Annotated in this window: 10 protein-coding genes and 1 pseudogene; 1 reads left to right on the plus strand and 10 read right to left on the minus strand. The window is 70.2% G+C overall.

The features are described 5' to 3' along the window. Positions 1 to 7 precede the first annotated feature (7 nt). The 10 genes and pseudogenes from ACRRRO_RS20755 to rimP all read right to left on the minus strand — a co-directional run bounded on the left by ACRRRO_RS20755 (position 8) and on the right by rimP (position 10,768). A complete protein-coding gene (locus ACRRRO_RS20755; protein ID WP_424797242.1) occupies positions 8 to 2,245 on the minus strand; it encodes a polyribonucleotide nucleotidyltransferase in 2,238 nt (745 codons plus the stop codon). A 197-nt stretch (positions 2,246 to 2,442) separates the two neighbouring features. Then, positions 2,443 to 2,712 (minus strand): 30S ribosomal protein S15, encoded by a 270-nt coding sequence (rpsO, locus tag ACRRRO_RS20760; protein ID WP_424797243.1) that lies wholly within the window; start codon positions 2,710 to 2,712, stop codon positions 2,443 to 2,445. A 90-nt stretch (positions 2,713 to 2,802) separates the two neighbouring features. After that, positions 2,803 to 3,870 carry a bifunctional riboflavin kinase/FAD synthetase gene (locus tag ACRRRO_RS20765; RefSeq protein WP_434080785.1) on the minus strand — a complete coding sequence of 356 codons (1,068 nt, stop codon included), beginning with the start codon at positions 3,868 to 3,870 and terminating at the stop codon, positions 2,803 to 2,805. 148 nt (positions 3,871 to 4,018) lie between these two features. After that, the gene (locus tag ACRRRO_RS20770; protein ID WP_424797245.1) at positions 4,019 to 4,519 is read right to left on the minus strand and encodes a SixA phosphatase family protein; all 501 of its coding nucleotides are present in this window, start codon (positions 4,517 to 4,519) and stop codon (positions 4,019 to 4,021) included. Between the two features lie 11 nt (positions 4,520 to 4,530). Continuing rightward, complete coding sequence (gene truB / locus ACRRRO_RS20775) at positions 4,531 to 5,454, minus strand: tRNA pseudouridine(55) synthase TruB (RefSeq protein ID WP_424797246.1); 924 nt, start codon at positions 5,452 to 5,454, stop codon at positions 4,531 to 4,533. Beyond that, positions 5,399 to 5,932 (minus strand): 30S ribosome-binding factor RbfA, encoded by a 534-nt coding sequence (gene rbfA, locus ACRRRO_RS20780; protein ID WP_434080786.1) that lies wholly within the window; start codon positions 5,930 to 5,932, stop codon positions 5,399 to 5,401. The genes truB and rbfA overlap by 56 nt, the downstream gene beginning before the upstream one ends. Before the next feature lie 83 nt (positions 5,933 to 6,015). Continuing rightward, positions 6,016 to 8,776: pseudogene (gene infB / locus ACRRRO_RS20785) on the minus strand (translation initiation factor IF-2). 57 nt (positions 8,777 to 8,833) lie between these two features. Continuing rightward, a complete protein-coding gene (locus ACRRRO_RS20790; RefSeq protein WP_424788020.1) occupies positions 8,834 to 9,139 on the minus strand; it encodes a YlxR family protein in 306 nt (101 codons plus the stop codon). 38 nt (positions 9,140 to 9,177) lie between these two features. Further along, positions 9,178 to 10,224 (minus strand): transcription termination factor NusA, encoded by a 1,047-nt coding sequence (gene nusA / locus ACRRRO_RS20795; protein ID WP_424797249.1) that lies wholly within the window; start codon positions 10,222 to 10,224, stop codon positions 9,178 to 9,180. 43 nt (positions 10,225 to 10,267) lie between these two features. Beyond that, on the minus strand, positions 10,268 to 10,768 hold the full coding sequence (gene rimP, locus ACRRRO_RS20800; protein WP_424797250.1) for a ribosome maturation factor RimP: 501 nt from the start codon (positions 10,766 to 10,768) through the stop codon (positions 10,268 to 10,270). 78 nt (positions 10,769 to 10,846) lie between these two features. On the opposite strand from rimP, the gene ACRRRO_RS20805 reads away from it, so the two are divergent. After that, positions 10,847 to 11,818, plus strand: a complete 972-nt coding sequence (locus tag ACRRRO_RS20805) for a hypothetical protein (protein ID WP_424797251.1) — start codon at positions 10,847 to 10,849, stop codon at positions 11,816 to 11,818. The last annotated feature ends 8 nt before the right edge of the window (positions 11,819 to 11,826 follow it).

Consider the following 11,826-nt stretch of genomic DNA (forward strand, 5'->3'; position numbering starts at 1 on the left):
GCTCGGTTCAGTCCTGCTCCGACGTCGCCTCGTCGGCCTGGCCATCCTCGTCCTCGACCACCGCGTGCAGGGAGAGCTTCCCGCGCGGGTCGATCTCGGCCAGTTCGACCTGGATCTTCTGGCCCACGCCGAGGACGTCCTCCACGGAGTCGATCCGCTTGCCACCCACCAGGCGTCGCACCTGGGAGATGTGCAGCAGTCCGTCCTTGCCGGGGGTCAGGGACACGAACGCACCGAAGGACGTGATCTTGACGACCGTGCCGATGAACCGCTCGCCCACCTCGGGCATCTGCGGGTTCGCGATGGCGTTGATCGCCTGCCGTGCGGCTTCGGCGGAGGGGCCGTCCACCGCACCGATGAACACGGTGCCGTCGTCCTCGATGGAGATGTCGGCGCCGGTGTCGTCCTGGATCTGGTTGATCATCTTGCCCTTGGGGCCGATGACCTCACCGATCTTGTCCACCGGCACGGTCACGGTGATGATCCGCGGAGCGGTCGCTGCCATCTCGTCCGGTGTGTCGATGGCCTCGGCCATGACGTCCAGGATGTGCAACCGGGCCTCACGGGCCTGGCTCAGGGCGCCGGAGAGCACCGAGGCGGGAATGCCGTCGAGCTTGGTGTCCATCTGGATGGCGGTGATGAACTCCTTGGTGCCGGCGACCTTGAAGTCCATGTCGCCGAAGGCGTCCTCGGCGCCGAGGATGTCGGTCAGCGCGGCGTACTTGGTCTCACCGTCCACGGTGTCGGAGACGAGCCCCATGGCGATACCGGCCACCGGGGCGCGCAGCGGCACGCCGGCGTTCAGCAGCGACAGCGTGGAGGCGCACACCGACCCCATCGAGGTCGACCCGTTGGAGCTCAGCGCCTCCGAGACCTGCCGGATGGCGTAGGGGAACTCCTCCCGTGCCGGCAGCACCGGCAGGATGGCCCGCTCGGCGAGCGCACCGTGGCCGACCTCCCGGCGCTTGGGGCTGCCCACCCGGCCGGTCTCACCGGTGGAGTAGGGCGGGAAGTTGTAGTTGTGCATGTACCGCTTGCGGGTCTGCGGAGACAGGGTGTCCAGTTGCTGCTCCATCTTGAGCATGTTCAACGTGGTCACGCCCAGGATCTGGGTCTCGCCGCGCTCGAACAGCGCCGAGCCGTGCACCCGGGGCAGGACCTCGACCTCGGCGGACAGGGTGCGGATGTCCTGCAGCCCACGTCCGTCGATACGGAAGGAGTCGGTCAGGATCCGGCGGCGGATCGTCAGTTTGGTCAACTCCCGGAAGGCCGCGGACAGTTCCTTCTCGCGGCCCTCGAAGTCACCCTGCAGGGCCGCCGCGGTCTCATCCCGCACGGCATCCATGCGGTCCTCACGCTCGGCCTTGCCCGCGATGGACAGTGCCTCCTCGAGCTGGCCGGCGGCCCGGGCCTGCACGGCCTGGAACGCGTCGTCGGCGTAGTCGGGGAAGAGCGGGTACTCCTGGGTCTCCTTCGCCGTCCGGCCGGCCAGGTCGAGCTGGGCCTGGGCGAGCCGGCGGATGAACGGCTTGGCCGCCTCCAGCCCCTCGGTCACGACCTGCTCGGTCGGAGCGGTGGCACCGGACTCGGAGATCAGGGTCCAGGCGTTGTCGGTGGCCTCGGCCTCGATCATGGCGATGGCCACGTCCGTGTTGCCATCGGCTCCGGTGACGATCCGCCCGGCCACAACCATGGAGAACACCGCGCGCTCCAGTTCGGAGTAGCGCGGGAAGGCCACCCACTGACCGTCGATCAGCGCGATCCGCACGGCGCCGACCGGACCGGAGAACGGCAGACCGGAGATCTGGGTGGACAGCGAGGCGGCGTTGATCGCCAGCACGTCGTAGGTGTCGTCGGGGTGGATGGCCAGGACCGTCTCGACCACCTGGACCTCGTTGCGCAGGCCCTTGACGAACAGCGGGCGCAGCGGCCGGTCGATCAGTCGGCAGGCAAGAATCGCCTCGGTGGAGGGGCGGCCCTCCCGGCGGAAGAAAGAACCGGGGATCTTCCCGGCGGCGTACTGGCGCTCCTCGACGTCCACCGTCAGGGGGAAGAAGTCGAAGTGGTCCTTGGGGTGGCGCCCGGCCGTGGTGGTGGACAGCACCATGGTGTCCTCATCCAGGTAGGCGGTGATGGCGCCACCGGCCTGCTTGGCCAGACGTCCGGTCTCGAACCGGATGGTGCGGGTGCCGAACGAGCCGTTATCGATGACGGCTTGCTCGAATTGGATTTCGGGTCCCTCCATGGGGTGCCCTCCTTCGGTGTTCGCCGGGCTCCCGGCGGCCATCGATCGAGGCCCACGGAGCGCCGCTCCGGAGGCCACTACCGAGGACCATCTGGGGCCCGGTGGGGTTTGACTGATGTATTGAGTTGTTGCGCCTCTACGGCGCCCGTGACACGGCAACCGGTCCGGACCTGGTGTGGTCCGGACCGGCGGTGTTGCTATCGACGCAGACCGAGCCGCTCGATCAGGGCGCGATAACGCTCGATGTCGTTCTCGCGCAGGTAGCCCAGGAGCCGGCGGCGCTGACCGACCAGCAGCAGCAGACCACGACGGGAGTGGTGGTCGTGCTTGTGCTCCTTGGAGTGCTCGGTCAGGTCCGAGATACGCTTGCTGAGCAGGGCGACCTGGACCTCCGGGGATCCGGTGTCGCCTTCGTGCGTGGCGTAGTCGGCAATGATTTGCTTCTTCACTTCCGGCTCGAGGGCCACAGGGATCTCCTTCTGTCAGGGTTGTTGCGCGGAGCTCCGGGGCAGGTTCACCCGGGCATGGGACAACCGCGGCCGATCTGACGGCAACGCTCAGCCTAGCACCCACCGCCGGTGGTGACCGAGGTGGCGCCGCCGGATCATGGTGATCCACACCACGGGTGGCTCAGGATGTCCAGGTCCGCACCTGCTCCGGGGTGGGGTAGTCCGGTTCGGGCACGTCCAGCCGCTCGGCGGCATCGCGCACATCCTGCTGCATCTGGCGTACCAGGGCGTCGATCCCCTCGAACCGCCCGTGGGACGCAGCAGGTGGCTGAACTCCACCACCACTTCCTCGCCGTACAGTTCCAGGTCCCAGCGGCCCAGGACATGGGCCTCGACCTGACGCACCAGGCCGTCGAACGTGGGATTGGTCCCCACCGAGATCGCTGCCGGCATCCGTTCGCCGGTCTCGGTCCCGGGACGACGGAGCAGCCAACCCGCATATACCCCGTCGGCGGGTACCGCTCCGCTGGCGTCGGCGTCCAGGTTGGCGGTGGGGAAGCCGAGGTCGCGCCCGCGTGCATGACCGCGCACCACCACCCCGCGCATCCGGTGCGGCCGGCCCAGCACCTCAGTGGCGGCCTCGACGTTGCCGGCCGCGAGCAACTCGCGCACCCAGGTGGAGGACCAGCGCCGCTCCCCCGGGTCGGCGACGTCATGGACCACGTGCACGTCGAACCCGTGCCGGTGACCCAATCCGGTCATCGTGGTGCGGTCCCCGGAGTTGCCGCGCCCGAAGCGCACATCAGCGCCGACGACCACGGCCCTGGCCTTGAGTGCGTCCACCAGGTAGCGCTGGACGAACGTCGAGGCGTCCTGGGCGGCGAAGTCCAGGGTGTAGTCGATCACCAACGTGGCATCCAGGCCGTGTTCGGCGAGCAGGTCGAGCTTGTCGGACAGTCCGGTGAGCAGTTCCGGTGCCGCTTCGGGACGGTGCACCTGGGCGGGGTGTGGATGGAAGGTCAGCGCGACCGCCATCGCCCCGGCCTCCCGGGCAACGTTGACCGCCGCCTCCAGCACGGCCCCGTGCCCGCGGTGGACGCCGTCGAAGTTGCCGATCGTCACCACACTGGCATCCAGGCCCGCCGGTATCGCCTCGATCCCGTCCCAACGCTGCACCCTGGCTCCCTTCTGCGGCCCACTGCCGGACCGGTGCGAGGCTAGCCTGCCATCACTTCCGCCCGCGCGGGAACTCCAGGGGCGTCGTCGTGCTTCTCCTCACTCCGGATCCGGTGGCCCGCCCGGGCGGGTGAGCCCTGACCGTGGCCTACCGGGGCAAGGGCAGCGGCCCGTCGGCCGGGCGGCCCGCGGCGAGGAGCCGGCCGGAGGAGGAGTCCCAACGCGGCAGTGACAGCACTGCCAGCGAGGCCGTCGGCACGCGCATCCGGTCGCCGCTGAACTCACCCACGAGGTCCTCCAGCGCGGGATTGTGACCCACCAGTGCAACGGTCCGCGCCGACTCCGGAAGGCCTGCGATCACCCCTGCCAGGGCGCGGGGTGAGAACGTGTAGGCATCCTCGTCATAGACCACCTCCCCCGCGCCGGGCCCGCCGGCCTCGGCGATCGCGGTGTCGATCAGGTCCCACGTGTGGCTGGCCCGGGTGGCCGGGGAAACGACCGCCAGATCCAGCCGCACCTCGTGCTGACACAGCCACCGGCCCACGGCCGGCGCCTGGCGACGCCCACGCGCCGTCAGCGGTCGCTGTACGTCGCTGACCGGCACCGACCAGTCGGACTTGGCGTGCCGGATCAACACCAGTGTGTGCATGAGGGCCTCCTTCAGGCGGGGTCCAGGACCAGCACCGGCTTCAGGCGCTCACCGTGCGGCTGCACGAGAGCCACCACGTGCCCGTCCGGGTGCATCGCCGCGAGCGGGAGTGCCTGTGCGACCTCCGGGGCTCCCGGAGTGGGTCGGTCGATCGCCTGCCCGTAGCGAAGCGCCCGGGCCTCCGGCTCCGGCAGCACCAGCACATCGAAGACGGCGGAGCACGCCGCGGTCAGGTCCTGCACCTGTAGGTGGTGCCCGCCCTCGTCGTCCGGGCTCGGCAGTTCCTGGGCTTGGGCGAGGCTGAAGCCACCCACCCTGGTGCGCCGCAACGCGACCAGGTGCCCCCCGGTATCCAGGGCCGCGCCCAGATCCCGGGCCAGGGCCCGGATGTAGGTGCCCGAGGAGCACACCACCCGCACCGGCACGTCGAGCACGGCGGTGCCGTCCTGCGCCCGGTCAGGTGTCGCCGGACCGGTCTGTTCGAAGACCGCGATGTGCACCGGGCGCGACTCGAGCACCACCTGCTCTCCCGCACGGACGCGGGCGTAGGAACGCTTCCCGTCGACCTTGATCGCCGAGACGCTGCTGGGCACCTGCTCGATCGCGCCGGTCAATGCTGCCATCGCCGCGGGGAGGGCCTTCGCGGTGCCGTCGGAGCGGCCGGCACCGGCGGTGATCTCCCCTTCGGCGTCGTCGGTGCTGGTGTCCTGACCGAGCCTGATGGTGGCGGTGTACTCCTTGTCCGCACCCACCAGGTAGGTCAGCAACCGGGTGGCCCGGTTGATGCCGAGCACCAGCAGGCCGGTGGCCATCGGGTCCAGGGTGCCCGCGTGGCCGACCTTGCGGGTGCCGGCCAGGCGGCGCACCCGCGCCACCACATCATGGCTGGTCCACCCGGGAGGTTTGTCGATCAGGACCAGCCCGTCGTCCACCATCAGTCCTGCGTGGGCTCATCCGCGGTCGGCACGCTCTGCCGTTCGGCTGCTCGACCTGGTCGGCCGGGGCCCGGTAGGGGTCGGCCTCGCCGGCGAAGGTGGCGCCCTCCCGACGACGCGCCAGCTCGGCGTCCTTGGCTGCGGCTTCGCGCAGGGCCTGCTCCAGGTGCGCGGCGGTCTCCGGCAGTGCGTCGGGGACGAACTCGATGCTGGGGGTGAGTCGGATGCCGAGTTGGCGACCCACCTCCGAGCGGATCAGCCCGCGCGCCGAGGCCAGTGCGGCGGCACTGGCCTCCCGGTCGGCATCCTCGCCCAGCACCGTGTAGAACACGGTCGCCTGCTGCAGGTCACCGGTCACACGCACGTCGGTCACGGTGACGAAGCCCAGGCGCGGATCCTTGATCCGGGTGTCCAGCAGGGTGGCGACCACCTCGTGGATCCGATCAGCGACCTTACGGGCGCGGGCGTTGTCGCTCATGGAACTCCTTCACTACGGTCGTCCTGCGGGCACGGGCCGGACGGCGACCGATTCCGGTGCCGCCCGGCCCATGGTGTGGTACCTCAGGCGCGGGGCTTCTCCTGCGTCTCGAACGTCTCGATCACATCACCGATCTGGATGTCCTTGGCGCCCAGTCCGATACCGCACTCGAAGCCCTCGCGGACCTCGGTGACGTCATCCTTCTCCCGGCGCAAGGAGTTGATGGTGAGGTTGTCGGAGACGACCACCCCATCGCGCAGCAGCCGCGCGTTGGCGTTGCGCCGGATGATTCCCGAGCGCACGATCGACCCGGCGATGTTGCCGGCCCGGGAGGAGCGGAAGATCTCCCGCACCTCGGCGCTGCCGAGCTGGACCTCCACGTACTCGGGCTTGAGCATGCCCTTCAGGGCCGCCTCGATGTCCTCGATGGCGGAGTAGATGACCGAGTAGTACTTGATCTCCACGCCCTCCCGGTCGGCCAGGGTGTTGACCCGGTCGTCCGGACGCACGTTGAAGCCCAGGATCACCGCGTTGTCCACGGTAGCCAGGTTCACGTCGTTCTGGGTGATCGCACCCACACCGCGGTGGATGATCCGCAGTGCGACCTCGTCGCCCACGTCGATCTTGAGCAAGGCGTCCTCCAACGCCTCCACGGCACCGGAGACGTCGCCCTTGATGACCAGGTTGAGGGTCTCCACCTTGCCCTGCTCCAGAGCCTGGGTGAACTCCTCCAGGGAGATCCGCTTGCGACGCTTGGCCAGGGTAGCGGCCCGCTCGGCGGCCTCGCGCTTGTCGGCGATCTGCCGGGCGGTCCGGTCATCGGGGGCCACCAGGAAGGTGTCTCCCGCGCTGGGCACCGAGGTCAGCCCCAGTACCTGGACCGGCATCGAGGGCAGCGCCACGTCCAGGTTCTCCCCGTGGTCGTCGAACATGGCACGCACCCTCCCGTAGGAGGTGCCCGCCACGATCGCATCGCCCACGGCAAGGGTTCCCGACTGGACCAGGACCGTGGCCACCGCACCGCGACCGCGGTCCAGTTTGGCCTCGATCGCCACTCCGCGGGCGTCCTTGTCCGGATTAGCCGTCAGTTCCAGCGCCGCATCGGCAGTCAGCAGGACCGCCTCGAGCAGGTCATCGATACCGGTGGCCTCACGTGCCGAGACCTCCACGAACATGGTGTCGCCGCCGTATTCCTCGGCCACCAGGTTGTACTCGGTGAGCTGGGAGCGGACCTTGTCCGGGTTCGCGTCGGGCAGGTCCACCTTGTTCACCGCGACCACGATCGGCACGTTTGCGGACTGGGCGTGGTTGATCGCCTCAACCGTCTGGGGCATCACGCCATCGTCCGCCGCGACCACCAGGATCGCGATATCGGTGACCTTGGCACCACGGGCACGCATGGCGGTGAACGCCTCGTGACCAGGGGTGTCGATGAAGGTCAGGCCACGGTTCTCACCCTCGTGCTCGGTGTGCACCTGGTAGGCACCGATGTGCTGGGTGATGCCACCGGCCTCGGTGGCGCTGACCTCGATCTGCCGGATCGCGTCCAGCAACCGGGTCTTACCGTGGTCGACGTGACCCATCACGGTCACCACCGGCGAGCGGGGCTCCAGGTCCTCCTCGCTCTCGCCCTCCTCCTCGGCCTGCAGGTCGATGTCGAAGGAACCGAGCAGCTCACGGTCCTCCTCCTCCGGGGAGACGATCTCGATGACGTAGCCGAGTTCGGCGCCCAGGGTGGCGAAGGTGTCCTCATCCAGGGACTGCGTGGCCGTGGCCATTTCACCAAGGTGGAACAGCACCGTGACCAGGGACGCCGGGTTGGCGTCGATCCGGTCGGCGAAGTCGCTCAGCGAGGCACCCGCACGGATCCGGATGACGGTGCTGCCGTCACCACGGGGTACCTGGACGCCGCCCGGCGACGGAGCGGACTGCTGCTCGAACTCCTGGCGCTTGGCGCGCTTGGACTTCCGGCTCCGAGCCGGACGGCCACCGGCACGACCGAACGCGCCCTGAGTGCCACCACGGCCACCGCGGCCACCGGGACGGCCACCGAAACCACTACGCGGACCACCGCCGGGACCACCAGGGCCACCGCCGGGACCGCCACCACGGCCACGACCGCCACCGCCACGGGCGGGTGCACCCGGGCGTCCGACGGCGCTCTTGCCGGGCATCATCTGGGGCGAGGGGCGCGGGCCGCGGGTGTCGGAACCCGCACCGGCGCCACTGCGCGGACCACCGGGGCGCCCGTCACCCCTGCCACCGGGACGGGGCATGCCCTGGGAGGGCGCGAACGGGTTGTTACCCGGACGCGGTGCGCCGCCCCCGGGCCGCTGGCCACCACCGCGCGGACCACCGGGGCGCGCATCACCCCTGCCACCGGGACGGGGCATGCCCTGGGAGGGCGCGAACGGGTTGTTACCCGGACGGGCCCCGGGCTTGGGGCCGGGGGTGGGTCGAGGCGGCGCGGGCTTACTGGCCGCCGGTGCCTGCGGGCTCTCCTCCGGCTCGGTCGCTTCCGGCTGGGCGGGCTCGGCCTGCTCCGGCTCGGGCTGCCGCTCGGGCTCAGGCTCGGGCTCAGGCTCGGGCTCGGGTGCCGGCTTGGGCTTGGGCGCCGGCTTCGGCGCAGCCTTGGGTGCCGCCTTGGTCTTGGCGGGCTTGGGCTCCGCCTTCTCCCCCTCGGGCGGCGGGGGGGAACGCCTCGCGCAGCCTGCGCTGCACGGGCGGTTCGATCGTGGACGATGCCGACTTGACGAATTCGCCGAGTTCACTCAACTTCGCCATGACGGACTTACTGTCGACGCCGAGCTCCTTAGCGAGCTCGTGGACGCGGACCTTGGCCACATCTCTCCTGTCCTCGGCCCGCCCAGGACAGGGTGGACCGCTGTTAGTGGTTCGTACTCATCGCTGGGGACTCATCGGGTTCCCATAGTGTGTCGACCCGCTCTCTGTTCGACTGATCAACGGTTCATGTGCGGCGAACCACTCCAGAACAGCGTCCATAACTACTGGTTCACTCAGACGCAGGGCCCGGGAGATCGCTCGCTTTCGCACGGCACGGTCCAGGCAACCAGAATGCGGATGCACCCAGCAACCTCGGCCCGGCGCGCGTGCCGCCGGATCCACGATCACGGCCTGTGCCGCTATCGATCGATCCCGCACCAAGCGCACCAAGTCGGACCGCGGGGCCCGTTCCCGGCACCCCACACACGTGCGAACCGGTCCCAAGCCCGTCGACAAGTGTACTACTCCCCCGGCTCGTCCGGTCGAATGTCGATCTTCCAGCCGGTCAGCCGGGCCGCCAGGCGGGCGTTCTGCCCCTCCTTGCCGATCGCCAGCGAGAGCTGGTAATCGGGCACCACCACGCGGGCGGAACGGGCCTGCTCATCGACGATCTCCACACTGGAGACCCGCGCCGGTGACAACGCACTGGCCACGAACTCGGCCGGGTCCTCGGAGTAGTCGACGATGTCGATCTTCTCGCCCTGCAACTCCGCCATCACCGCCCGGACACGTTGTCCCATGGGCCCTATGCAGGCTCCCTTGGCGCCCAGGCCGGGCACGGTGGAGCGCACCGCCATCTTGGTACGGTGCCCCGCTTCCCGGGCCAGGGCGGAGATCTCCACCGATCCGTCGGTGATCTCCGGGACCTCCAGGGCGAACAGTCGCCGCACCAGGTTCGGGTGGGTGCGCGAGACCGTGATCGAAGGCCCCTTCGGCCCGCGAGTGACATCGAGCACATAGGCCCGGATCCGGGTGCCGTGGGTGTAGTCCTCTCCTGGCACCTGCTCGTGCGGGGGCAGTACCGCCTCAACCCCGCCGACGTCGATGAACACCATCCGCGGGTCCCGACCCTGCTGGATGATGCCGGCGATCACCTCGTCCTCCTTGCCGCGGAATACCCCGAGCACCTGGTCGTCCTCAGCGTCCCGCAGGCGCTGCATGATCACCTGGCGGGCGGTGGCGGTGGCGATTCGGCCGAAGTTGTCCGGGGTGTGGTCGAACTCCGGGCCCAGGTCGTACCCGGGGCCGGACGGGTAGGCCTCGGCGGGCGCGCCGTCCTCCTGGTTCTGCTCCGCGGAATCCGCCGGGACCTCGCGCTCGATCCGCTCCCGGGCATAGACGGTCACGTGGCCGCTGCTGCGGTCCAGCTCCACGCGGGCGTCCGCCAGGGCCCCCGGGGTGCGGTGGTAGGCGGACTCCAGTGCCTGCTCGATCGCCCCCACCAGTACGTCCAGGCTGATCTCACGCTCCCGCTCGATCATCCGCAGGACACTCATGTCCACGTCCATGCCGACACTCCTTCCAGAAAACCTCGAACAGACAGGGGGACCTTCAGGCGTCGGCCGGGGAGCCGAACTCCACCTCGATCGTGCCCTGGCGGACCTCGTCCCAGGTCAGGACCAGCGGCTCCGGTGCCGGTGCGCCGCGCCGGTTCGGAGGCTGCTGCACCTGCAGACCGTCGTCGTCGGCGGCCACGATACGCCCCCGCACGATGCCTTCGGTCGTCGTCACCGTGGCCAGCCGGCCCACGGCGCGCCCGAAGTGGCGCGGCTGCGTCAGTGGGCGCGAGATGCCGGGGGTGGTCACCTCGAGATGGTAGGGGCCGCGGAGCACGTGGTCGACGTCGTCCAGGCGGTTGGAGACCGCCCGGGAGACCTCGGCCAGCTGGTCCGAGGAGACACCCCCGGGGCCTTCCGGCAGGTCGATCACCACGGTGAGGGTCCGGTTGCGGCCGGAGCCGCCGACGGCGACCTCCTCCAGGTACAGGCCCTGCTCGGACACCACGGGCGAGAGTGCCTGGAGCAGTACGGCAGAGACGTCTGACGGGCTCATGGTTCTCACCTCGTGTGAAGTTGTCGGCGGGCGGTGCTGATGCCACAGCCTAAGGCCCGAACGTGGCACGATCAACGCGTGCAGATTTCCACGTCCGCCCCCCGGGGGCGAACCCGATGGTACCGGCTGAGCGTGGTCCTGGCCGTTCTCCTGATCCTCACCGGGTGCGGGGTACGCCTGGATGTGCCGCCGGCGCCCACGCCCGTTCCCGAGGGCCAGGACGAGGTCCGCCAGGAGGCTGCTCAGGCTGTTTCGGTGATCCTGCAGAGCGCCGAACTGGCGATCCCGGACGCACCGGAGCAGGTGGGCGGGGTCCTTCAGGCGGTGGCTGCTGACGCGCAGGCTCATCTGGAGGCGCTCGGCGGAGTGTGGGAACCACCGCCCCGGCCCGAACCGGAGGACCCGGAGGACGCCCCGCCGGCCCAGCCCGAGCCCATCACCGCCGCCGGTGCATCGGATGTGCTGGCGGCACTGGAGGCAGCGGCACCGCAACTGCGTGGCGGCGCCGCGAGCGTCGAGCCCGACCTGGCCGTACTGCTGGTCTCGGTATCGGCCAACCAGCACGTGCACGCCCGGGACCTGGCCGGCGCGCTCGGCGCGGACCCGGCGCCGCCCCCGGCTGAACCGGCCGACCCGGCCGATGCCTATCCAGCCGCCTTCGGCCCCGAGGCCGCGCCGCTGTGCCGGGCGCTGGATGCCGCCGGGTACCTGGCGGAGGTGCGGGCCGGCCGGGCCAGTGGGGAGGAGGCGGCCCGGTTGGCCGAGCGGGCCCAGGAACTGCGGGCCCAGGCCGAACTGGTCGCCACCCGTGGCGGGTTCTCCGGTACCGAGGAGGACCCACGGGAGATCGCCTACGCCCTGGCGTTCGAGGACCTGCCCGCCCAGGCCCAGGCCCTCGCCCTGACCCGCGTGCCGGCGTGGCTGAACCTGCTCGAGTCGGCCGAGGAGGGCGCTGACCGGGAGTTGATCGCCATTCAGGTCATCACGGCTGCGCTGGCGGTGCACGGCCGGGGCGAGCCGGTGCCGACGTTCCCGGGGCGGGCCGGCTGAACCCGGTG

The organism is Sanguibacter sp. Z1732 (genome assembly GCF_051020515.1).
GTDB lineage: Bacteria > Actinomycetota > Actinomycetes > Actinomycetales > Beutenbergiaceae > CALKWS01.